This window comes from Streptomyces sp. NBC_00193 (genome assembly GCF_026342735.1).
In the GTDB taxonomy this organism is placed as follows: domain Bacteria; phylum Actinomycetota; class Actinomycetes; order Streptomycetales; family Streptomycetaceae; genus Streptomyces; species Streptomyces stoeckheimensis.
This window is the reverse complement of record NZ_JAPEMM010000001.1, coordinates 1,109,917-1,132,042: the sequence shown is the minus strand read 5'-3', so window position 1 is coordinate 1,132,042 and position 22,126 is coordinate 1,109,917. Positions and strand designations below refer to the sequence as shown.

The 22,126-nt window shown below is 71.6% G+C and carries 18 protein-coding genes; 12 read left to right on the top strand and 6 right to left on the bottom strand.

Annotation, left to right across the window (positions count from 1 at the left end; genetic code table 11):
- Positions 1–64: 64 nt before the first annotated feature.
- Entirely contained in the window at positions 65–1,177 is a 1,113-nt protein-coding gene (locus tag OG898_RS04605) for a DUF5937 family protein (RefSeq protein ID WP_266955114.1), read from the bottom strand.
- A gap of 308 nt (positions 1,178–1,485) precedes the next feature.
- Here OG898_RS04605 and OG898_RS04600 point away from each other — a divergent pair, with 308 nt between their 5' ends.
- From OG898_RS04600 to OG898_RS04575, 6 genes are all read left to right on the top strand, one after another.
- Positions 1,486–2,868 carry an MFS transporter gene (locus OG898_RS04600; protein ID WP_266955112.1) on the top strand — a complete coding sequence of 461 codons (1,383 nt, stop codon included), beginning with the start codon at positions 1,486–1,488 and terminating at the stop codon, positions 2,866–2,868.
- A 92-nt stretch (positions 2,869–2,960) separates the two neighbouring features.
- Positions 2,961–3,470, top strand: a complete 510-nt coding sequence (locus OG898_RS04595; RefSeq protein WP_250744772.1) for a MarR family winged helix-turn-helix transcriptional regulator — start codon at positions 2,961–2,963, stop codon at positions 3,468–3,470.
- 99 nt (positions 3,471–3,569) lie between these two features.
- Entirely contained in the window at positions 3,570–4,628 is a 1,059-nt protein-coding gene (locus OG898_RS04590; protein ID WP_266955110.1) for an MBL fold metallo-hydrolase, read from the top strand.
- Between the two features lie 10 nt (positions 4,629–4,638).
- The gene (locus tag OG898_RS04585; protein WP_266955108.1) at positions 4,639–4,968 is read left to right on the top strand and encodes a DUF3817 domain-containing protein; all 330 of its coding nucleotides are present in this window, start codon (positions 4,639–4,641) and stop codon (positions 4,966–4,968) included.
- 107 nt (positions 4,969–5,075) lie between these two features.
- Positions 5,076–6,776, top strand: a complete 1,701-nt coding sequence (locus tag OG898_RS04580; protein ID WP_250744775.1) for a methylmalonyl-CoA mutase — start codon at positions 5,076–5,078, stop codon at positions 6,774–6,776.
- Positions 6,777–6,810: 34 nt separating this feature from the next.
- Positions 6,811–7,362 (top strand): hypothetical protein, encoded by a 552-nt coding sequence (locus OG898_RS04575; RefSeq protein ID WP_266955107.1) that lies wholly within the window; start codon positions 6,811–6,813, stop codon positions 7,360–7,362.
- Here the strand turns inward: OG898_RS04575 and OG898_RS04570 are convergent.
- Positions 7,304–7,966 carry a TetR/AcrR family transcriptional regulator gene (locus OG898_RS04570; RefSeq protein ID WP_250744777.1) on the bottom strand — a complete coding sequence of 221 codons (663 nt, stop codon included), beginning with the start codon at positions 7,964–7,966 and terminating at the stop codon, positions 7,304–7,306. The genes OG898_RS04575 and OG898_RS04570 overlap by 59 nt on opposite strands.
- A gap of 281 nt (positions 7,967–8,247) precedes the next feature.
- On the opposite strand from OG898_RS04570, the gene OG898_RS04565 reads away from it, so the two are divergent.
- The 4 genes from OG898_RS04565 to OG898_RS04550 all read left to right on the top strand — a co-directional run bounded on the left by OG898_RS04565 (position 8,248) and on the right by OG898_RS04550 (position 12,451).
- Positions 8,248–9,255, top strand: a complete 1,008-nt coding sequence (locus OG898_RS04565) for a tetratricopeptide repeat protein (RefSeq protein WP_250744778.1) — start codon at positions 8,248–8,250, stop codon at positions 9,253–9,255.
- Between the two features lie 594 nt (positions 9,256–9,849).
- Positions 9,850–10,479, top strand: coding sequence for a DUF6230 family protein (locus OG898_RS04560; RefSeq protein WP_250744779.1), 630 nt, complete (start codon positions 9,850–9,852; stop codon positions 10,477–10,479).
- 123 nt (positions 10,480–10,602) lie between these two features.
- Positions 10,603–11,187: a DUF6114 domain-containing protein gene (locus OG898_RS04555; protein ID WP_250744780.1), complete on the top strand. Its 585-nt coding sequence runs from the start codon at positions 10,603–10,605 to the stop codon at positions 11,185–11,187.
- Complete coding sequence (locus OG898_RS04550; RefSeq protein WP_250744781.1) at positions 11,177–12,451, top strand: hypothetical protein; 1,275 nt, start codon at positions 11,177–11,179, stop codon at positions 12,449–12,451. The genes OG898_RS04555 and OG898_RS04550 overlap by 11 nt, the downstream gene beginning before the upstream one ends.
- A 121-nt stretch (positions 12,452–12,572) precedes the next feature.
- On the opposite strand, the gene pyk is transcribed toward OG898_RS04550, so the two are convergent.
- From pyk to pta, 3 genes are all read right to left on the bottom strand, one after another.
- Positions 12,573–14,003, bottom strand: a complete 1,431-nt coding sequence (gene pyk / locus OG898_RS04545; RefSeq protein ID WP_250744782.1) for a pyruvate kinase — start codon at positions 14,001–14,003, stop codon at positions 12,573–12,575.
- A 63-nt stretch (positions 14,004–14,066) separates the two neighbouring features.
- The gene (locus OG898_RS04540; RefSeq protein ID WP_250744783.1) at positions 14,067–15,281 is read right to left on the bottom strand and encodes an acetate/propionate family kinase; all 1,215 of its coding nucleotides are present in this window, start codon (positions 15,279–15,281) and stop codon (positions 14,067–14,069) included.
- A gap of 61 nt (positions 15,282–15,342) precedes the next feature.
- On the bottom strand, positions 15,343–17,430 hold the full coding sequence (pta, locus tag OG898_RS04535; RefSeq protein WP_250744784.1) for a phosphate acetyltransferase: 2,088 nt from the start codon (positions 17,428–17,430) through the stop codon (positions 15,343–15,345).
- A 280-nt stretch (positions 17,431–17,710) separates the two neighbouring features.
- Here pta and OG898_RS04530 point away from each other — a divergent pair, with 280 nt between their 5' ends.
- The gene (locus OG898_RS04530) at positions 17,711–18,736 is read left to right on the top strand and encodes an ATP-dependent 6-phosphofructokinase (protein WP_250744785.1); all 1,026 of its coding nucleotides are present in this window, start codon (positions 17,711–17,713) and stop codon (positions 18,734–18,736) included.
- A gap of 303 nt (positions 18,737–19,039) precedes the next feature.
- Positions 19,040–21,097: a hypothetical protein gene (locus tag OG898_RS04525; RefSeq protein ID WP_250744786.1), complete on the top strand. Its 2,058-nt coding sequence runs from the start codon at positions 19,040–19,042 to the stop codon at positions 21,095–21,097.
- Positions 21,098–21,238: 141 nt separating this feature from the next.
- Here OG898_RS04525 and OG898_RS04520 read toward each other — a convergent pair whose 3' ends face one another.
- On the bottom strand, positions 21,239–21,922 hold the full coding sequence (locus tag OG898_RS04520) for a helix-turn-helix domain-containing protein (RefSeq protein WP_250744787.1): 684 nt from the start codon (positions 21,920–21,922) through the stop codon (positions 21,239–21,241).
- Positions 21,923–22,126 lie beyond the last annotated feature (204 nt).

Below are 22,126 nucleotides of genomic sequence, written 5' to 3'. Positions count from 1 at the left end.
GCAGGTGGGGTGGGGTGTGACAGCGCCGCGTGCGTACGGGTGCTGCTGTGGGGGGCTTGGTCCCCTACCCGCCCTTCCGCCGTTCCCCGGGCTGCGCCCGGACCGCTTCGGGGGCTCCGCCCCCGGACCCCCGCTCCTCAAACGCCGGAGGGGTTGGATGTGCCCCGGAGGGGTTGGATTGCCCCGGTGGGCTGGATTCGGAACCCCCGGTCAGGGCGATGGCCAGGGGGGTGCGTTCGTAGAGGATCTGGTGGCCGTGGCGGGAGGGGATGAGGAGGCCGGCCTGCTGGAGGGTCTTCAGGTGGGCCGAGACCGTCGAGGGGGCCAGGGACAGGCGGTGGGCCAGGGCGGTGGTCGAGGCCGGCTCCGTCAGGGCGCACAGGACGTCGGCGCGGGCGCGGCCCAGGAGGCGGGCCAGGGCCCGGGGGGCCGGGCCCGCGGGGGCGGTCCAGAGGGCGCCGATGCCCCGGGCCGGGTACACCAGGGTGGGCTGCCACGGCGGGTCGTAGCCGCCCACCACCTCCGGCCAGACGAAGGCGCTCGGCATGAGGAGGAGGCCCTGGCCGTCGAGGGAGCGGTCGTGGTGGCCCCGGCGGGCGATGCTGAGGGTGTTCCCCGACCAGCTCAGATCCGGGTGGAGGCCGTCGAAGAGGGCCTCCAGCCCGCCCGCGGCCAGCCGCCGGGAGTGGAACAGGATGTCCGCCTCCAGCAGGGCGCGCAGCCGGGGCCAGTGCGGGGCGACCAGCGCCCGCCAGGCCTGCTCGTAGAGGTCGGCCAGCTCCTGGACCGCCCGCTCCGGGTCCGCCAGCATCCGCCGGCCGGCCTCGCTCTCCAGTGCGCCCGGGGTGCAGACGAGGGAGCGCCGCAGGTCCTCCCGCGCCTCCTGCGGATCGGCGGCCCGGACCCGTGCGAGCTCCTCCTCGAAGGTGACCGACGGGCCCGTCGGCGGCGGGCTGAGGAAGTCCGGATTGTGTCCCGTGCGCGGCATCAGCAGCCACAGCGGCCGCAGGTCCAGCCCGGCGGCCGCCGTGCGGATCCCGCGGAGCCAGGGCAGGTGGTAGGCGTGGCGGCGCTGGTCCAGCAGGACCCGTACGGCCTCCTGGGTCTCCCAGCGGGGCGAGATCGAGAACCGGCAGCGCAGCAGATCGGCAGGACCGAAACGGAAGTGGAACGGCACGGGTCCCTCCGGGGGTGGGGCGGGGTCGGGGTGGGGCGGTGCCGGCGGGCCGGGCGGGCGACGGGGTGCCGGGCCGGGGGCCACGAGCAGCCGGGCTACCGGGCCGGCCTGCGGGGCTCCGGGCGAGGCGCCGGGTGAGGTGAGCGGGGCGGATGACGGGCTGTCGGGCTACCGGGCCGGGGTGCCGGCTCCCTGGGCGTCGGGCTGCGGGGGTATCGAGCCCGCCGGGCCGTCCGGTCGGATGGTGGGTGATTCGGGTGGGGGCGAATCTCTGGTACCCCAGCCTAGGCGCCGCCAGGGTGCACCGTATGAGCACCGCAGAGCCGTCCCCGTCCCCGGCGACCACCGCCACCGGCCCCGGCGCGCCTGGCCGGGACCCGTCCGCTGACGCCACCCCCGGGTCCGCCCCCGTTCCGGGCGGGTCCGTTCCGGGCCGGGCTCCGGCAGCCGCCGCTCCCGGAGCCGACCCCGGCCAGGGCGCGGCGGAGGCCGTCGGGTACCGGGGCGTCTTCCGGGTCGGGGAGTTCCGGCCGGTCTTCGCCGCGCACCTGTTGTCCGTGCTCGGCGTCGTCATCGCCGAGATCTCCCTCACCGTCCTCGTCTACCGCGCCACCGGCTCCCCCCTGCTGAGCGCGCTCACCTTCGCCCTCGGCTTCCTCCCCTACGCCCTCGGCGGCACCCTCCTCGCGCCGCTGGCCGACCGGATGCCCGCCCGTCGCGTGCTCGTCGGCTGCGACCTCGTCTGCGCGGCCTGCGCGGCGGCCATGGCCGCGCCCGGCACCCCCGTCGCGCTGCTCCTCGTACTGCGCTGCGCGATGGCCTTCGTCGCGCCGCTGTTCCAGGGCACCCGCAGCGCCTCCCTCGCCGACGTCCTCGGCGCAGGCGACGCGTACGTCCTGGGCCGCTCGCTGCTGCGCATGGTGGCGCAGAGCGCCCAGCTCATCGGCTTCGGGCTCGGCGGCCTGCTGCTCACCGTGCTGGCCCCGCGCGGGGCCATCCTCCTCACGGCCGCCGGGTTCCTCGGCTCCGCGGCCCTGCTGCGCCTGGGCACCCGGGCGCGGCCCGCCCGCAGTGCGGGCGCCGGGTGGCGGCCGGACCGGGGTTCCCCGCTCGCCGGGCTGCGCGCCGTCCTGGGCCACCGCCGGCTGCGGGCCCTCACCCTGCTGTCCTGGCTGCCGCCGCTGTTCGTGGTCGTGCCCGAGGCGCTGCTGACCCCGTACGCCACCGGCCTCGGCGTCTCCACCGCCGGGCTCGGGCTGCTGATGTGCGCGATGCCCGTCGGGGCCATCGCCGGGGAGGTGTGGGCGGGTTCCGCGCTCACCGCCCGAACGCGTTCGCGGATCACGGCCCCGCTCGCGGCCGTCTCGCTGCTGCCGCTGCTCGCGTACGCCGTCCGGCCCGGCCTGCCGCTCCTGTGGGGCACGCTCGTGCTGGCCGGGCTGGCCCACGCGTACACCCTCGGGCTCGACCAGTGGTACGTCGAGGCCGTCCCCGAGGAGCTGCGCGGCCGGGCGATGACCCTGCTCAGCACCGGGCTGATGACCCTTCAGGGCGTCGGCATGGCGCTCGCCGGAGTCGCGGCGGAGTTCCTGCCCGTCCACGTGGTCGTCGCGTCGGCGGCGGTACTCGGCACCGGGGTCGTCCTGTTGCTGCTCGCCGAGGTGCGCCGGACGGACGCTCCCCGGGCCTGACCGGCAAGATCCGAAAGAGACGGCCCAGGGATGCCGGGCCGAGGCGTGAGACGGTTCCCGCGGCCAAATGACCGCCCGGTAGGGTCTGGTGCGTGCCGAAACCGCTCAGCCTTCCCTTCGACCCCATCGCCCGCGCCGACGAACTCTGGCAGCAGCGCTGGGGTCCCGTGCCCTCGATGGCCGCGATCACCTCGATCATGAGGGCGCACCAGATCCTGCTCGGCGAGGTCGACGCGGTCGTCAAGCCGTACGGCCTGACCTTCGCGCGCTACGAGGCGCTGGTGCTGCTGACCTTCTCCAAGGCCGGTGAACTGCCGATGTCGAAGATCGGCGAGCGGCTGATGGTGCATCCGACGTCGGTGACGAACACAGTGGACCGGCTGGTGAAGTCCGGGCTCGTCGCCCGGCGCCCCAACCCCAACGACGGGCGCGGCACGCTCGCGTCGATCACGGACAAGGGCCGCGAGGTGGTCGAGGCGGCCACGAAGGCGCTGATGGAGATCGACTTCGGGCTGGGCGCCTACGACGCCGAGGAGTGCGGGGAGATCTTCGCGCTCCTGCGCCCGCTCCGGGTGGCCGCGGCCGACTTCGAGGAGCACTGACCGCCGCCTGACGCGGGCGGCGGCGCCTGCGAGGGCGGCGCCCGCGACGGCGGCGTACGCTCGGCAGGGGTGGGGCCCGGACGGGACCGCGGAGGGCCGATGACCGCGCTCGGTGACCTGATCGAGATCGACGACCGGACCGTACTGGTCCTCGGGCAGGAACTGGACCTCGGCCGCGGGCAGCCGGACGTGGCCAACGCCCTGGTGCACCGGGCCGGCGACACCCTGGTGCTCGTCGACACCGGGGTGACGGAGCCCTTCCGCGCGGCGCTGCTGGAGGCGGCCGGCCGGGTCGGCCCCTGGTCCCGGGCGCTGGTGCTCACCACGCACGGCCACCTCGACCACGTCGGCAACAACGACCTGGCCGACGGACTGGGCGTACCGGCGGAGCACTGTGTCCCCGCCCCCGACGTGGCCCAGATGCGGGACCCGGTGGGGTACTGGGTGCGGGCCTTCGAGCGCGTCGCCGGGCCCGCGGCGCTGACCGACCCGGCAGGAACCGCGGCCCGGGTGGTCGCGCTCTTCCGGCCGATGCGCCCCTTCGGCGAGACGACCCGGACCTACGAGGAACGGCCGCCGGAACTGATCCGCATCGGCCCGCTCCGGTTCACCGGCTGGACCTTCGCCGACGGAGCGGTCCGCGTGCTGCGCAGCCAGGGGCACTGCGCCGGGCACGTGATCGTGCACCTGCGGGACCCCGGCGTCCTGCACCTGTCCGACGAGGGCAACGGGCCCTGCGGCGCCATGGCCGACGCCGACCAGCTCAAGATCCGGACCGTACTGGGCTCCGCGGCCGTCCTCTTCGAGGCGGGGGAGGCGGGACTCCTCACCGACGGGCACACCTTCGCCGTGCGCCGCGGCGCCGAGGCGGTGTCCCACCTGGACCGGCTGCTGAGCCAGGCCGCGGCCCTGGAGGAGGCGGGGCTCGGGCTGGCAGGGGCGGCCGGGCCGGGGGGCCGCGTCGACGCGAGCGCCTTCACCGCCCGCTTCGGCCGGGCGGTCGCAGACCTGGGCATCGGCGGCGCCAACCCGAACGCGCTGTTCACCGCCATGATGGCCGTCAACCAGCTCCGCGAGCTGGGGCTGCGCCCGGAGTCGGACGCCGTGGACGCACTCTGGTCCCGGCCCCCGTCAAGATCGTGCAAACCGGACGGCTAGGCTCGACGGCATGAAACGAAGCGTGCTGACCCGCTACCGCGTCATGGCCTACGTGACCGCGGTCATGCTCCTCATCCTCTGTGCCTGCATGGTGGCGAAGTACGGCTTCGACACCGGCGCCGACCTGACCTTCGCGGTCTCGCAGGCGCACGGTGTGCTGTTCATGATCTACCTGGTGTTCGCCTTCGACCTGGGCTCCAAGGCCAAGTGGCCGTTCGGCAAGCTCCTGTGGGTCCTGGTCTCCGGCACGATCCCGCTCGCCGCGTTCTTCGTCGAGCGCAAGATCCGCGCCGAGGTCGAGCCCCTCGTCGTCGGCGATCCGGCCACCGCCCGCGCCTGATCCCAGCGGCCCCAGGTGATCCACCTGCGGTGATCCATCCACCCCCGGGGCGACTCCCCGGGGGTTGGCCATCGACATTTACTAGGACGTCCTAGTAAATTCAGAGCATGGACGCTGACGCCATTGAGGAAGGCCGCCGTCGCTGGCAGGCCCGGTACGACAAGGCCCGCAAGCGCGAGGCCGATTTCACCACGCTCTCCGGCGACCCCGTCGATCCCGTCTACGGACCCCGGCCCGGCGACTCGTACGAGGGTTTCGAGCGCATCGGCTGGCCGGGGGAGTACCCGTACACCCGCGGCCTGCACGCCACCGGCTACCGGGGGCGGACCTGGACCATCCGGCAGTTCGCCGGGTTCGGCAACGCCGAGCAGACCAACGAGCGCTACAAGATGATCCTGGCCGCCGGCGGCGGCGGGCTCTCCGTCGCCTTCGACATGCCCACCCTGATGGGGCGCGACTCCGACGACCCCCGCGCGCTCGGCGAGGTCGGCCACTGCGGGGTGGCCATCGACTCCGCCGCCGACATGGAGATCCTCTTCAAGGACATCCCGCTCGGCGACGTGACCACCTCCATGACGATCAGCGGTCCGGCCGTCCCGGCCTTCTGCATGTACCTGGTGGCCGCCGAACGCCAGGGCGTCGATCCGGCCGTCCTCAACGGGACGCTGCAGACCGACATCTTCAAGGAGTACATCGCCCAGAAGGAGTGGCTCTTCGAACCCGAGCCGCACCTGCGCCTCATCGGCGACCTCATGGAGTACTGCGCGAACGGCATCCCCGCCTACAAGCCGCTCTCCGTCTCCGGCTACCACATCCGCGAGGCCGGAGCCACGGCCGCGCAGGAACTCGCGTACACCCTCGCCGACGGGTTCGGGTACGTGGAGCTCGGCCTCTCGCGCGGGCTGGACGTGGACCACTTCGCGTCCGGGCTCTCCTTCTTCTTCGACGCGCACCTCGACTTCTTCGAGGAGATCGCCAAGTTCCGCGCCGCCCGCCGCATCTGGGCCCGCTGGATGAAGGAGGTGTACGGGGCGAAGTCCGAGAAGACGATGTGGCTGCGCTTCCACACCCAGACGGCCGGGGTCTCCCTCACCGCCCAGCAGCCCTACAACAACGTCGTGCGCACCGCCGTGGAGGCCCTCGCGGCCGTCCTGGGCGGCACGAACTCCCTCCACACCAACGCCCTCGACGAGACCCTCGCGCTGCCGAGCGAGCAGGCCGCCGAGATCGCCCTGCGCACGCAGCAGGTGCTGATGGAGGAGACGGGCGTGGCCAACGTGGCCGACCCGCTGGGCGGCTCCTGGTTCGTCGAGCAGCTCACCGACCGCATCGAGGCCGAGGCCGAGAAGATCTTCGACCAGATCAAGGAGCGCGGACTGCGCGCCCACCCGAACGGGCAGCACCCGATCGGTCCGATCACCTCGGGCATCCTGCGCGGCATCGAGGACGGCTGGTTCACCGGGGAGATCGCCGAGTCGGCCTTCCAGTACCAGCGCTCGCTGGAGAAGGGCGACAAGCGGGTCGTGGGCGTCAACTGCCACCACGGCTCGGTCACCGGGGACCTGGAGATCCTCCGGGTCAGCCACGAGGTGGAGACCGTACAGGTCCGCGAACTCGCGGAGCGCAAGGCCGGCCGGGACGACGCGAAGGTGAAGTCGGCGCTGGACGCCATGCTGGCCGCCGCCCGCGACGGATCGAACATGATCCCGGCGATGCTGGACGCGGTGCGCGCCGAGGCCACGATGGGCGAGATCTGCAACCTGCTGCGGGACGAGTGGGGCACGTACACGGAGCCGCCGGGCTTCTGACGGCCCGTTGCCCGCGACGCCTAAGGTGGCGGCCATGACAGGCCGCCACCTTCCCGTCCCCGTGTACGGGGTGACCGCCCGGGTGCTCATGCAGACCAACTGCGGGCCGTACGCGTACATCGCCGCCGACTTCGAGCCGCCCGGCCGGGACGGGCTGACGGAGGTGCTGAACGCCGTTCCGGCGGACCGCCGGCTGCCCGAGGTGTACGCCTCCTGCGTGCGGGCGGGCATCGTGCGCGGCCTCGACGGGGTGGCGGCCTCGGTGCTGCTCATCGACGCCCACGTCCACGAGGTGGACTCCTCGGAGTACGGCTACCGGCTGGCCGGGCTCGAAGCGGGCCGGGCGGCCCTGGTGGCCTCCGGCCTGCTGCCGCCGGAGGAGGCCGACAGCCTGCGCTGGGCCGACTGGCCGGGGCGCCCGAGGCCCTGGCCGGGCCACAATCCGCGCTCCGAGGCGCTGATCGCCTCGGCGCCGGCCTGGTGCGAGGACTTCCTGCCCCTGTCGGACGGCGGCCGGCCCGCCGTGGTCACACCGCCGGTGCGGGGCCGGAAGGGCCGGCGGCGGAACCCTGGAGGCCGTACATGAGCAGGGCCGTGAAGGTGGCCACCCACAGCTCGTCCACCGGCTCGGAGCTCACCAGCGCCCGGTGGACCACCGTGCCCGCGATCACGTCGAAGATCAGGTCCGTGGTGTGGGAGGCGAGGGACTGGTCCTCCTCGTAGGGGAGTTCGCCCCGGGCCTGCGCCCGTTCGCGTCCCAGTACGACGAGACGTTTCTGCCGGTCCACGATCGCCGACCGGATCCGGTCCCTCAGGGCCTCGTCCCGGGTGGACTCGGCGACGACCGCCATCAGGGCGGTACGGGCCTCCGGGCGCCGCAGCAGCGCCGCGAACTGGAGCACCACGTACTCGATGTCGGCTTCGAGCGATCCCCGGTCGGGCAGTTCGAGGGAGTCGAAGAGCTCCGCGACGGCGTCCACGACCAGTTCGCTCTTGCCCGACCAGCGCCGGTAGAGGGTGGTCTTCGCGACCCCGGCCCGCGCCGAGACGTCCCCCATCGTCAGCTTCGACCAGCCCAGCTCCACCAGTGCGTCCCGGGTCGCAGCGAGGATCGCGGCGTCCGCCGCGGCGCTGCGCGGGCGGCCGGTGCGGCCGGGCGGGCAGGAGGTGTCCGAGCTGGGGTTGCGCATGGCCGAGACCATACCCGCCGGTAGCAGGACCGATCGGCACCCCGGGCGTGTGCTTCAGATCACGGCCCGCGGGAGGGCGGGGGGAGTTACGCTACGACTCGTAGCGTAAGAGCGACAACCACGCGAAGAGCTACCGGCGCCAGGTGGGGACCCGGCGCCACAGCACGACAGGGCAGTACAGACAGGGCACGGCAGTACGGACACGGCACGGCAGGTACCGCGATCGGTTCGTTTCGGCCGATCTTTTTCGTCGGCGCGCGCACTCGGGGGAGGATGTACGCATGCAGCCCAGAAACATGTCCATGAGCGGCGTCGTCGACCTCGCCGCGGTGAAGGCGGCCGGTGAGGCCAAGGCCAAGGCCGAGCAGGCCCGCGCCGAGGCGGCCCGGAAGGCCGCTCAGGGCGGTGCGCCCGCGCCCGCCGGGGCCGTTCCGCCGTCCGCGCTCGTCTTCGACACCGACGAGACCCGCTTCGAGAGCCACGTCGTCCCGCTCTCGGGTGAGGTTCCGGTCATCCTCGACTTCCGCGCCGAGGGCTTCGAGCAGGGGCGGGAGCTGAGCCTGCTGCTGGAGCGGCTCACCCTCGAGGCGAACGGGCGCCTCGCGCTGGCCGCCCTCGATGTCGCCGCCAACCAGAACCTGATCCGCGAGTTCCGCATCCAGGCGCTCCCGGCCGTCTTCGCCGTGGTCGCCGGCCAGGCGATGCCGCTGTTCCAGGACCTCCCGTCCGAGGGCGAGGTCCGCGGGGTCCTGGCCCAGCTGGTCCAGATCGCCGAGGAGCGCTTCGGGGTCATCGGCGTCGAGGTGGACCCCGGCGCCGAGGGCGCCGCCGCCCCGGGTCCGGGTGCGGTGGAGGCCGAGGAGCCGGCCGGTCCGTACGACGCGCTGCTCGACGAGGCGATCGAGGCGCTGGACGCCGACGACCTCGACGGGGCGGTGCGCGCCTACAAGAACGTACTGGCGGCCGATCCGTCCAACACCGACGCCAAGCTGGGCCTCGCCCAGACCGAGCTGTTCGTCCGGGTCAAGGACATGAACCCGCAGGCGGTGCGTGCCGCGGCGGCCGAGAACCCGAAGGACCCGGCGGCGCAGATCGCCGCGGCCGATCTGGATCTGGCCGGCGGTCACGTGGCGGACGCCTTCGGGCGGCTGGTGGACACCGTGAAGGTGACGTTCGGTGAGGACCGCGACGCGGTGCGCGTCCGGCTGCTGGAGATGTTCGAAGTGGTGGGTCCGGACAACCCGCTCGTGACCTCGGCCCGTACGGCGCTCGCGCGGGTGCTCTTCTAGCACCGGCACAGGACCGACACAGCACCGGCACACCACCGGTGATTTGTTGACACGGAGATAAACAGCGGCCGCACTTTGCCAAAACTTGGCAATCGCGGCCGCTGTTACTCGCAGTAAATCGAACCCCGTGAACTGTCCGGTGTGTTCACTCTTCCCCCGGTCTGTCGTGGCCCTTGGTGACACCCTGTGTTGCTGCCCGACAGGGTGGGGACTCCCTCAGGTTATCTGGCCGTTACCCGCCAGTAACGAACCCCCTTGTGCCCCGGCCGTGAATGGACCACGATCGGCGACGCTCGGTCCTTCCCGCAGAGCCGCTCATCCCGGAGCCGCGGTGGAGGGTCCCCACCGGGCCGGCCGGTGGCAGTGGCACCGGCCGTGGGACAGGGGGGTCTCCGTCACACGGCGGGGCCTGTCCCCCCAGGTTGCGCGAACGCGTGGCCAAGTGGTTGTCGCTCGGGGGTGAACGCCGGTGTACGGACGCGGTATTGCCGCGGTTCGGCCGCTCGCGCTCCTTCCCGAGGACGTAGCACTTCTCCCATCCCAGGACGGGCACCGCCCGGACCGGAGATGTACGTCCGAGAAGGAGGAACGAACATGATTTCCCAGATTCGTGGCGGGACCAGATGGAAGCGCTTCGCGCTCGTCATGGTGCCGAGCATCGCTGCCACGGCGGCGGTCGGTGTGGGTCTGGCGCAGGGTGCCCTCGCGGCGTCCTTCAGCGTCTCGGGCCAGGACTTCAAGGTTTCGGCCGACAAGCTCGACGGTCAGAACCTGATCCAGTACGGCGGCGTCGCCGAGGGTCACAACCTCGACGGCACGGCGGCGCACCACCCGGTCACCATCTCCGGGTTCAGCCACGCCGAGATCACCAACATGTGCCAGTCGCTGGTCACCCCGACGCCGCTCGGCAACATCACGCTGAAGCTGCAGACGGGCACCAAGCCGGGCAAGCCCGCGGTGGCCGACAACATCTACCTGGATGTTGCCGAGCTGGACACCGACGCCGAGTTCACCAACCTGGACATCGGTGTCGCGGTCGGCGATGCGTCCCACAAGACGAAGCCGCAGGCGGGCACGGTCGCCAACAAGTACGCGTTCTCGCAGCGTGCGGACCGCGCGGTGCTGTCGAACGTGCGCCAGAAGGCGTGGGCGACGACGGCGGGCACCTTCAAGCTGCCCGACCTGAAGCTGCGCCTCCTCGGTGGAGACCAGCCCTGCTACTAGGACGCGAAGCCATCGCTCCGAGTGCGTAACCGGACGGGCGGGCGGTGAAGGCAGCCGCCGTCGCCCGCCCGTCCGGGCTCCACATAGTTCTCAGTACCACCCGTTTCCAGGGAGCTGTTGTCCATGAACCCCCAGGCCCCGGTTTACGTGCGCGCCGAAGACGACGCCTGGCTCACCGCGGTGTACTACCGCTTCCACGCGTGGAGCGGTCACCGCCCCTTCTGGGCAGGTCTGTTCACGCTCCTCAGCGGTGCTCCGATCCTCTACTTCCCGTACGGGGACGTCCGGCTCGGCAATGTCACCCTCGCGATGGCGACGACGACCGGCGCCGGTTCGCTGATCATCGGCATCCTCCTGATCACGCTGGGGCTGACGCTCTGGTTCCAGCAGGGTGTACGGATCTTCGCGGGTGTCGCCGCGATCCTGCTGGGACTGGTGTCCATCCCGGTGTCGAACCTCGGCGGCTTCGGTGCGGGGATCATCCTCGCCATGGTCGGCGGCGGCCTCGCACTGTCGTGGGTGCCGGGCAAGCCGGAGGACGCGACGAACACGACGGACACCAGAGACGCGGCGCACACCGTGAACCTGGGCAAGGCCGAGGCGATGGCGGGCCCCCACGGGGTCCCGGGACAGCGCGAAACGGAAACGCCGGCATACGCGAGCGAGACGACTGCCCACGCCGATGGCGGGAGGAACAGTGCGGGGTGACGAAACGCAACGGGGCGAGGCTCCGGGTGCGGAGTCCCGTGAAAGGAAGGGCCCGCGCCACGCGGCGCCCAGGAAGTCGCTGCTGACCAAGATCCAGATACCCGTCGGCAAGACGATGGCGCTGGCCGCCATGCCGACCGCGGTCTTCGTCGGCATGAGCATGGCGCCGAAGCTGGCCGTGGCCGACGAAAAGGACATCCCCTTCGCGCCCGGGCCGTGCGTGACGCGGTCCGACGAGCCCGCGGAGTCGGCGTCCCCGTCGGCGAAGACGCCTTCCAAGACTCCTCCGAAGACTCCTGGGACGACTCCCGCACCGGGCAAGTCGCCCACCGCGGTGCCTTCGCCGAACGTGAGCCCGTCGGCGAGCAAGCCCGCGTCGAAGCCCGTCCAGAAGCCCGGCGTCATGCCGGCGGCGGTGCCTGCGGCGGCCAAGGCTGAGAACCCGCTGGACCCGCTCGGCGTCGGCGACGCGATCAAGGGCCTGGTCGACGAGCTCGGCAAGCCCCTCACGGGCACCCCGGCCGCGCCGACTCCGACCCCGACCGCGACCGCTGCCACCGCCGCGCCCGCTGCGGACCCGGCCGCGGCCGCGATCCGCGACGCCGCGAAGACGGCGGGCGTCACCGTCTCGGAGCTCTCCGAGGAGGTCAAGGGCACCACGACCACCCCGAAGGACGAGACGGGCAGGACGACCAAGCCGAAGCCCAAGCCGGTGCCGGAAACGGCGACGGAGGGCGAGGGCGCGAAGGGCGCGAAGGGCAAGAACGGGAAGGAACCCTTCCCCTGCCCGACCTACGACGCCAAGGCGCTGGCCGCAGCCGAACTGGAGCAGGGCATCCCGCTGCTCCCGGACGAGCCCTGGTACCTGGACAGCTCGCTGCTGACCCTCTACGGCCTCGACTACGAGGGCATCGTCGAGGTGAAGACGGCGGGCGGCAAGACCAAGACCGTCCTGAAGTTCACCGCGGACTCGCTGGACATCAAGGACCTCTACCAGACGGTCGGCAAGGGTGCGCAGGTCGCCCACCTGAAGTCCCGTCCGGGATCCACCTCGAAGATCCGGGGGGCCAAGGTGACGATGTACACCGAGAGCCTCAAGGGCAACCTCTTCGGTCTGATCCCGATCGAGTTCACCCCGAAGAGCCCGCCGCCCCTGAACGTCCCGTTCGCGTTCTTCACGAACGTCACGGTCGTCCAGGCCGGCCAGTTCGGCGGCACCCTGACCGTCCCGGGCCTCAAGAACTACATCGGCCCGGCGGAGTAGACGCGTACGGCCTCGCGCGGCCGCACGCACCGAGGGCGGCACCCCGGATCCTCATCGGATCGGGGTGCCGCCCTCGGTCTCTGTGCGGCAGAGTCTTACGGGTGGAGCCGGCGGTGCGGGATCAGTCGCGGGCGCCGCTGCCCAGGTGGTGGACCCGGACCATGTTGGTGGTGCCCGGGACGCCGGGGGGCGAGCCGGCGGTGATGACCATGGTGTCGCCGTTGTTGTAGCGCTGGAGCTTGAGCATCTCCACGTCCACCAGGTCGACCATGGAGTCGGTGTTGTCCACGTGGGGGACCACGTAGGACTCGACGCCCCAGCTCAGCGTGAGCTGGTTGCGGGTGTTGACGTCGGTGGTGAAGGCCAGGATCGGCTGGTTCGCGCGGTAGCGCGACAGGCGGCGGGCGGTGTCACCGGAGTGGGTGAAGGCGACCAGGGCCTTGCCGTCCAGGAAGTCCGCGATCTCGCAGGCCGCGCGGGCGACGGAGCCGCCCTGGGTGCGGGGCTTCTTGCCCGGGACCAGCGGCTGCAGGCCCTTGGACAGGAGCTCCTCCTCGGCCGCCTCGACGATCTTCGACATCGTCTTGACGGTCTCGATCGGGTAGGCGCCGACCGAGGACTCGGCGGACAGCATGACCGCGTCCGCGCCGTCGAGGATGGCGTTGGCCACGTCGGAGGCCTCCGCGCGCGTCGGGCGCGAGTTGGTGATCATCGACTCCATCATCTGGGTCGCGACGATCACCGGCTTGGCGTTGCGGCGGCACATCTCCACGAGGCGCTTCTGCACCATCGGGACCTTCTCGAGCGGGTACTCGACGGCGAGGTCGCCACGGGCGACCATGACCGCGTCGAAGGCCGCGACGACGCCCTCCATGTTGGCGACGGCCTGGGGCTTCTCGACCTTGGCGATGACGGGGACCCGGCGGCCCTCCTCGTCCATGACCTTGTGGACGTCCTTGACGTCGTTGGCGTCACGCACGAAGGAGAGGGCGACCATGTCGCAGCCCATCCGCAGGGCGAAGCGGAGGTCGTCGACGTCCTTCTCCGACAGGGCGGGGACGTTGACGGCGGCACCCGGCAGGTTGATGCCCTTGTGGTCCGAGATGACACCGCCCTCGATGACGATGGTCTTGACCCGGGGGCCCTCGACCTCGGTCACCCGGAGCTCGACGTTGCCGTCGTTGATCAGGACCTGGTCGCCCTTGGAGACGTCGCCCGGCAGACCCTTGTAGGTCGTGCCGCAGATGGACTTGTCGCCCGGGACGTCCTCGGTGGTGATGGTGAACTCGTCACCGCGGACGAGCTCGACGGGACCCTCGGCGAAGGTCTCCAGGCGGATCTTCGGGCCCTGGAGGTCGGCGAGGACGCCGACGGCACGCCCGGTGTCCTCGGAGACCTTCCGGACGCGGTCGTACCGCTCCTGGTGTTCTGCCTGGGAGCCGTGGCTGAAGTTGAATCGGGCCACGTTCATACCGGCCTCTACGAGAGCTTTCAGCTGCTCGTAAGAGTCGACGGCGGGGCCCAGCGTGCAGACGATTTTGGAACGGCGCATGGAGCGGATCCTATCGGTTTGTTTCGTAGCGGAATATTCCGTCTGGCGGAAAGTCCAAAGTGACTACCCGGTAACCAGCGCGTACGTCTGGCTGGCGATCTCCAGTTCCTCGTCCGTCGGGACCACGGCCACGGCCACCCGTGCGTACTCCGCGGACACCAGGCGCGGCTCGGGGGACCGTACCGAGTTCGCCTCCAGGTCGAGCGCCAGGCCCAGTTCGGCCAGACCGGCCAGGGCCATCTCCCGGATCGCGGAGGAGTTCTCGCCCACGCCCGCCGTGAAGGCGACCGCGTCCACCCGGCCGAGGACCGCCGAGTAGGCGCCGATGTACTTCTTCAGACGGTGGATGTACGAGGCCAGTGCCAGGCGGGCGGAGGCGTCGCCCTCCGCCGCCCGCCGCTGCACCTCGCGCATGTCGTTGTCGCCGCACAGACCCAGCAGACCGCTCTTCTTGTTGAGCAGCGAGTCGATCTCGTCGATGGACATGCCCCCCACCCGTGCCAGGTGGAAGACGACGGCCGGGTCCAGATCGCCCGAGCGGGTGCCCATGACCAGGCCCTCCAGCGGGGTCAGTCCCATGGAGGTCTCCACGCAGACCCCGCCGTGCACGGCCGAGGCCGAGGCGCCGTTGCCCAGGTGGAGCACGATCACGTTCACGTCCTCCTCGGCCTTGCCCAGGAGCCGGGCCGTGGCCCGGGCGACGTAGGCGTGCGAGGTGCCGTGGAACCCGTACCGCCGGATGGAGTACTTGTCGGCCGTCGCGGCGTCGATCGCGTACCGCGCCACGTGCTCCGGCATGGTCGAGTGGAAGGCCGTGTCGAAGACGGCGACCTGCGGCAGGTCGGGGCGCAGCTCCCGCGCCACCTCGATGCCGGTCACGTTCGCCGGGTTGTGCAGCGGGGCGAGCGGGATCAGGGCGCGGATCTCGGCCAGGACGGCGTCGTCGATCAGCGTCGGGTGGGTGAACTTGGTCCCGCCGTGCACCACCCGGTGGCCGACGGCGGCCAGCTCGGGGGAGTCCAGGCCCAGCCCGTCGGCGGCGAGCTCCGCCGAGACGGCACGCAGCGCGGCGGCGTGGTCCGCGATGGGGCCCTCCGTCACGCGCTTGCCGCCCGCGGCCCCCGGACCGGTCAGCGGCTCGTGACTGAGCCGGGAGGTCTCCTCGCCGATGCGCTCCACCAGACCGACTGCCAGGCGGGAGGAGTCCGCCATGTCGAGCAGCTGGTACTTCACCGACGAGGAGCCGGAGTTGAGGACGAGTACGCGCGATGCGGTCACGATGAGGGTCTTTCCTTTGCGGTGGGGGCTCGGTGGGGGAGGGGCTCAGCCGGCCACGGGCTCAGCCGGCTGCGGGCCGGGGGTGGGACTGCGCCTGGATCGCCGTGATGGCCACGGTGGTGACGATGTCCTGGACCAGGGCGCCGCGCGAGAGGTCGTTGACGGGCTTGCGCAGACCCTGCAGGACCGGGCCGACCGCCACGGCGCCGGCCGAACGCTGCACGGCCTTGTACGTGTTGTTGCCGGTGTTGAGGTCGGGGAAGATCAGCACCGTCGCGCGGCCGGCCACCTCCGACTCGGGCAGCTTGGTCGCGGCGACCGAGGGCTCCACGGCGGCGTCGTACTGGATCGGCCCCTCGATCAGCAGGTCGGGGCGCTGCTCGCGGACGATCTCGGTGGCCTTGCGGACCTTGTCCACGTCGGCGCCCGAGCCGGAGGTGCCGGTCGAGTACGAGAGCATCGCGATCCGCGGGTCCAGGCCGAAGGCGGCGGCGGTGGCGGCCGACTGGACGGCGATGTCGGCGAGCTGCTCGGCGTTGGGGTCCGGGTTCACGGCGCAGTCGCCGTAGGCCAGGACCTTGTCGGCCAGGCACATGAAGAAGACCGAGGAGACGATGGACGCGTCGGGCTTGGTCTTGATGATCTCGAAGGCCGGGCGGATGGTGGCGGCGGTGGAGTGCACCGAGCCGGAGACCATGCCGTCGGCCAGGCCCTCCTGGACCATCAGGGTGCCGAAGTAGTTGACGTCGGTGACCACGTCGTGGGCCAGCTCGACCGTCATGCCCTTGTGGGCGCGGGCCTTGGCGTAGTACTCGGCGAATCGTTCCCGCAGCGGGGAGGTCGCCGGGTCGATGAGCTGGGCGGCCGAGATGTCGATGCCCAGGTCGGCGGCCTTCTTCAGGATCGCCTGCTCCTCGCCCAGCAAGGTGAGGTCGCAGACCCCGCGGCGCAGCACCACGTCCGCGGCGCGCAGCACGCGCTCCTCGGTGCCCTCGGGGAGGACCACGCGGCGGCGCTCGGCGCGGGCCTGTTCCAGCAGCTGGTTCTCGAACATCATCGGCGTGACCCGCTCGGAGCGGGCCACCGAGAGCACCTCGCGCAGCTCGGCGGTGTCCACGTGGCGTTCGAACAGGCCGAGCGCGGTCTCCAGCTTGCGCGGGGTCGCGGAGTTCAGCCGGCTCTGCAGCGCGAAGAGTTCGGCGGCCGTGGGGAAGCTGTTGCCCGCCACCGAGACCACCGGGGTGCCCGGAGCCAGCTTGGAGGCCAGCGTCAGGATGTCCTTGCCCGGGCGCTCGTTCAGCGTCAGCAGCACACCGGCGATCGGCGGGGTGCCGGAGGTGTGCGCGGCGAGCGCGCCGATGACCAGGTCGGAGCGGTCCCCGGGGGTGACGACCAGGCAGCCGGGGGTCAGGGCGTTCAGGAAGTTCGGCAGCATGGCCCCGCCGAAGACGAAGTCCAGGGCGTCGCGGGCCAGTCCGGCCTCGTCGCCGAGGAGCACCTCGCCGCCGAGCGCCCGGGTGATCTGGGCGACCGTCGGGGCGGACAGGTGCTTGTCGTCCGGCAGGACGTAGCAGGGCACGGGGAGCCTGGCGGCCAGGCGCTCGGCTATCACCTCGCGGTCCTCGGCGGCCACCCGGTTGACGACCATCGCGCCCACGTGGCAGCCCAGCGCCTCGTAGGCGCGGTAGGCGTTGCGGGTCTCGGCGCGCACGGCCTCGGCCGGGTGCTTGGTGCCGCCCACGACGGGGATGACCAGCGCGCCCAGCTCGTTGGCGAGACGGGCGTTGAGCGCCAGCTCGTCAGGGAGGTTGGTGTCGGCGTAGTCGGTGCCGAGGACCAGCATGACCTCGTAGTCGCGCGCCACCTTGTGGTAGCGGCCGACGAGCTGGGAGACCAGTTCGTCGGTGCCCTTCTCGGCCAGGATGGCGGAGGCCTCGTGGTACTCCATGCCGTAGGCCGTCGCGGCGTCCTGGTCGATCCGGTACCGGCCCTTGAGGAGGTCGAACAGCCGGTCGGGTCCGTCGTGCAACAGGGGGCGGTAGACGCCCACCCGGCCTGTCTGGCGGGTCAGGAGCTCCATGATGCCCAGCTCGACGACCTGGCGGCCGTCCCCCCGCTCGATCCCCGTCACGTACACGCTGCGCGTCACGCGTGCTCTCCGTCCCAATTCGAGTCGGTTGTCCCAGTTAATGTGGGCTTGACCTCTTGACAATACCCCTGTGATTCCTTAAGACGCCCGCCGGGAGAAGGGCCTGCCGGAGGGGGCCGAAAGGCCCTGTGGGCCCCCCTGGGGTGGCGTGCCACGGAGCGCGCGTCACCCGGGGCCCGTGGAACAATCGGACAGGCTTCATCAATACGCCCTTCATATGTACGACTCTTCGCCCGCACGCGAACAGTCACGTACGACCAGGAGCAGGAGACACAGCACGATGCGTATCGGAGTTCTCACCGCAGGCGGCGACTGCCCGGGCCTGAACGCTGTCATCCGGTCGGTCGTACACCGTGCCGTGGTCGGGCACGGGGACGAGGTCATCGGCTTCGAGGACGGCTTCAAGGGCCTCCTCGACGGCAACTTCCGCCCCCTCGACATCAACGCGGTCAGCGGCATCCTCGCCCGCGGCGGCACGATCCTCGGATCGGCCCGCATGGAGCGCGCCCGCCTCCACGAAGCGGCGGAGAACGCCGTCGAACTGGCGAAGCGCTACGGCATCGACGCCCTGATCCCGATCGGCGGCGAGGGCACCCTGACGGCCGCCCGGATGCTGTCGGACGCCGGCATGCCGGTCGTCGGCGTACCGAAGACCATCGACAACGACATCTCCTCCACCGACCGCACCTTCGGCTTCGACACCGCCGTCATGGTCGCCACGGAGGCCATCGACCGCCTCAAGACCACCGCCGAATCGCACCAGCGCGTGATGGTCGTCGAGGTCATGGGCCGGCACGCGGGCTGGATCGCCCTGGAGTCCGGCATGGCCGGCGGCGCCCACGGAATCTGCCTGCCGGAGCGCCCGTTCGAGGTGGACGCCCTGGTCAAGATGGTGGAGGAACGATTCGCCCGCGGTAAGAAGTTCGCCGTCATCTGCGTGGCCGAAGGCGCGCACCCCGGCGAGGGCTCCATGCCGTACGAGAAGGGCGCGATCGACCAGTACGGCCACGAGCGGTTCGCCGGCATCGGAAACCGCCTCGCCGTCGAGCTGGAGCGGCGCCTGGGCAAGGAAGCCCGCCCGGTCATCCTCGGCCACGTCCAGCGCGGCGGCACCCCCACCGCCTACGACCGCGTCCTCGCGACCCGGTTCGGCTGGCACGCGGTCGAGGGCGTCCACCGCGGTGATTTCGGCAACATGACCGCCCTGCGCGGCACCGACATCGTCATGGCCCCGCTGGCCTCCGCCGTCACCGAGCTGAAGACCGTCCCCGAGGACCGCATGTACGAGGCCGAGTCCGTCTTCTGACCGCCCCGGCCGGGACTTCCGTCCCGAATTCCGCCGCCGAACGGCCCGGTCCGCGACCCCCCTCCGGGGGCGCGGAGACCGGCCGCCAGGCCCGGACGGCCCGTCCGCGTCCCCTCCGGGACGGGGACGGGCCGCAGCTCGTTCGGCCCCCTTCCCGCGTTATGATCCGAAGACTCCGCCGTTGGGGGATTGATCGGCCGAGCCGCACATGGCCGGATCGGGCCGCGCATTCCAGGCCCCTCATCCGGCTCCCGTGCGCACGATGGAAGGTTCCCGTCTCCCGTGGCGACCCGCCCTGCCCTTTTGACCAGTAGGAACGCCGAGAACCCGCGGGCGGGACAGCCCGGCGGTCCGGCCGCGGCGCCGGCCCCGGCACAGCGGCGGTGGCCCGTGCTCGCCGCGGCCGTGGGCCTCTCCTGGGCGCTGCCGCTGCTCCTCGACGCAATGAGCCTGGACGTGGTGCTGATCCCCGTCCTGGTCCTGGCGATCGGCTCCCTGATCCGGGTGGGCGGCGGCCTCCTCGACCGCCTGGTCGTCTCCGCCTTCATGCTGTGCGGCGCCGTCATGGCCTTCGGACTGCTCTTCTCCGTCTGGCCGTGGGGGCTGTCCCCGGTCCCCGGCGCGGGCTTCCTGCTGACCGTCGTGTCCGTCTGCGGCTGGCTGTCCGGCCGGCGCCCGCACATCCCCCTGCGGCTGCGCGGCACGGACGCCCTGGTGCTCGGCACCTTCGCGGCGGTCTGGCACTACATGCACCACCCGCTCGCCGGTAAGTCGATCACCGAGCGGCTGGCCTTCTTCGTCACGTCCGAGGACCGGATGGGGCACTTCTCGTACTTCGACGGCATCCACCACGTGGGCGGCTACAACTTCCTCCACCAGGAGGCCGCCAAGACGTTCATGATGACCCCCTCGGAGGCCGTCTACCCGCAGGGCACCCACTTCCTGCTGGCGTGGATCGACGTCCTCGTGAAGTCCTCGACCGACGGCGGCCCCGCCGCCGAGATGATGAACCGGTACCTCCTGTACGTCATCGGCGCCTACGCGCTGCTCTGCGCCGTCCTGGTCTGGGCCGCTCGCTGGATCGGCGGCCCGCGCCTGCGCGGCTGGCGCGCCGCGGCGGTCTGCGCCAGCGTGATGGCGGTGATGCTGATCGGCTCCATGTCCACCCTCGTCGAGCGGGGGTTCGACTCCGAGATCGTCGGGCTGCTGTTCCTCGCCGTCGGACTGGCGCTGCTCGTGCGGCCCGCGATGGGCCGGGCCGAGTTCGCCCTCGTCGCGGTGGCCGGCCTGGTGACCGTCACCTTCGTCTACAACCTCTACGGTGCCCTGCTCGGCCTCGGCCTGGCCGCGGTCCTCGTCGTCCACCGGCGGCGCTTCGCCCCCCGGCGCGGACTGCTCCTCACGGTCCTGGCGGGCGGCACGCTGCTCGCGGGACTACCCAGCATCTTCTCCGTGCTGACCAAGCTGGACGTCTCCAAGACCTCGAACCTCGCCGGCCCGATGGTCGTCCCCGACCGCCCGGTGCTCATCGGGTGCGCCCTGGCGGCCCTGCTGGCCGCCTCGCTGCGGGCGAACCGGCGCACCGCCACCGGACAGATGGTCCTGGTCCTGGTCCTCGGCGCGATGGCGATGCTCACCCTGTTCGGTGTCTACCAGACGAAGACCATCGGCTACCTCTCGTACTACTTCGAGAAGCTGGCCGCCGCCGGACTGGTGATCGGCCTGATCTCGCTGGGCCTGGTCGGGCTCCTGCTGACGCCCGGGCACCAGGCCGAGGGTTCCCCCCGGCGCCGCCGGGTGGAGCGGCTGCTGCAGTCCGGTCTCGCGGCGGTCACCGCGCTCGCACTGTTCGGCGGCGTGCAGTTCGGGGTCCCCTCGGGGTGGACCAGCTTCGCGGACCGGCTGAACACCACCTCGGCCTTCCACGAGAGCCCGATGATCAAGTGGGCCAAGGGCGGCGGCCGGAGCGACATGGGCCCGCCGGCCCGGGCGCTCGTCGACCGGGACCTCAAGGACCGGCCGGGCCCGGTGATCGCCCTGTACTCCAACGACTCGTACCTGAACCTGAAGTCCACCTTCCTCGCCCAGCTCCTGAACCACCGGGCGGGCGACATGGTGGCGCTGTACGAGATCTTCTACGTCCAGATGGGCGGCCCGCCCGCCGAGAAGGACGCCCAGAAGCGGGAGTTCGCGTCGCTGTACGACACCTCGCTGGTCCACCTGAAGAAGGCGCTCGCCGAGGGCCCCGCCGCACCGACCATCCTGGTCGGCGACCGGACGGTGGCGGACCGGCTGACGAAGGACCTCGCCAAGGCCGGCATCGCGGCGACCGTGGTGTACGCACCGCTGCCGGCGCGCTAGCGGCCGCCGCCAGGGAAGCTGCCGACCGGCCCCCGGGGCGGGACCTCCGCCCCCACTTCGAACGCCGAAAGGCCCCGATCACGTCCTCGTCTGGACGCGGTCGGGGCCTTTCCCGTAGGGAGCCCGAGGGCGAAATGTGTCCTACGCCGCACCCCCGGCGAGGGACCAGAACCGCTCCACGATGTCCGTGAGGTACTCACGTCCCGAATCGCCGCTGCCGGCCTCGCCCTGGCCGCCGCCCCAGCTCAGGGTCGCCACCATCCGCGACTGGTACTCGCCGTGCAGCTGCTCCAGCACCCGCTCCAGGTGCGCCTTGGGCACCGGCAGCAGCTTGGTCAGCGGCTTCACGTACGCCTGCCAGCGCGTGGTCACCGCGCTGCGCAGCAGCTCGGCCAGCTCCTCGTGCTTGCCGGTCGCCGTCACGAACTGGGCCAGGGTCAGCCCCAGCGCCGTCGCCAGCGCCGCGGACTGCCGCTCGTTGCCCTTCCAGCGGCCGGTGTCCTCCATCTTCTGGTAGGCGCCCGCCTCCACCCCGACCCGGCGGGCCAGGTCCTCGGCGGCCAGGCCCCGGGCGATGCGGTGCTCCCGCAGGGTGACGGGCTCGGCGAGCAGCTCGCCGGGGGAACACCAGAGCACGCCGGCCAGCGCGGTGAGCTCGGCGGAGGAGGGCGAAATCTCGCCACGCTCCCATGCCATCACGGTCTCGGGAGTGACGAGCATTCCGTACTGGGCCCGCAGGCCGTAGGCGACATGACCGGGAGCCATGCCCAGGGCCGCGCGGAGACGACGCGCGGCGGGGGCATTGAAGGGGGGGCTGGAGTGCACATGGCACACCGTAGGAGTGGCCGAGGCGCGGCGACTACAGACCAAACAAACAAGCCCATAACTCGTAGGAACGTCCTATGGAGTTAAGGGCTTTGGACGGTTTTCCCTGCGACTGTCCGGTAATCGGGGCGAATCGTGATCCACTTCCTAGCGTACGTTTCCGGCCGCCCGGAGCGATACCCCCGTGCGTGATCCGTCTCACAT

Coding starts and splice junctions, on each gene's coding strand:
- OG898_RS04600 (WP_266955112.1), top strand. CDS start 1,486: ATGAGCACCGCAGAGCCGTCCCCGTCCCCGGCGACCACCGCCACCGGC.
- OG898_RS04590 (WP_266955110.1), top strand. CDS start 3,570: ATGACCGCGCTCGGTGACCTGATCGAGATCGACGACCGGACCGTACTG.
- OG898_RS04585 (WP_266955108.1), top strand. CDS start 4,639: ATGAAACGAAGCGTGCTGACCCGCTACCGCGTCATGGCCTACGTGACC.
- OG898_RS04580 (WP_250744775.1), top strand. CDS start 5,076: ATGGACGCTGACGCCATTGAGGAAGGCCGCCGTCGCTGGCAGGCCCGG.
- OG898_RS04575 (WP_266955107.1), top strand. CDS start 6,811: ATGACAGGCCGCCACCTTCCCGTCCCCGTGTACGGGGTGACCGCCCGG.
- OG898_RS04570 (WP_250744777.1), bottom strand. CDS start 7,966: ATGCGCAACCCCAGCTCGGACACCTCCTGCCCGCCCGGCCGCACCGGC.
- OG898_RS04565 (WP_250744778.1), top strand. CDS start 8,248: ATGCAGCCCAGAAACATGTCCATGAGCGGCGTCGTCGACCTCGCCGCG.
- OG898_RS04560 (WP_250744779.1), top strand. CDS start 9,850: ATGATTTCCCAGATTCGTGGCGGGACCAGATGGAAGCGCTTCGCGCTC.
- OG898_RS04555 (WP_250744780.1), top strand. CDS start 10,603: ATGAACCCCCAGGCCCCGGTTTACGTGCGCGCCGAAGACGACGCCTGG.
- pyk (WP_250744782.1), bottom strand. CDS start 14,003: ATGCGCCGTTCCAAAATCGTCTGCACGCTGGGCCCCGCCGTCGACTCT.
- OG898_RS04530 (WP_250744785.1), top strand. CDS start 17,711: ATGCGTATCGGAGTTCTCACCGCAGGCGGCGACTGCCCGGGCCTGAAC.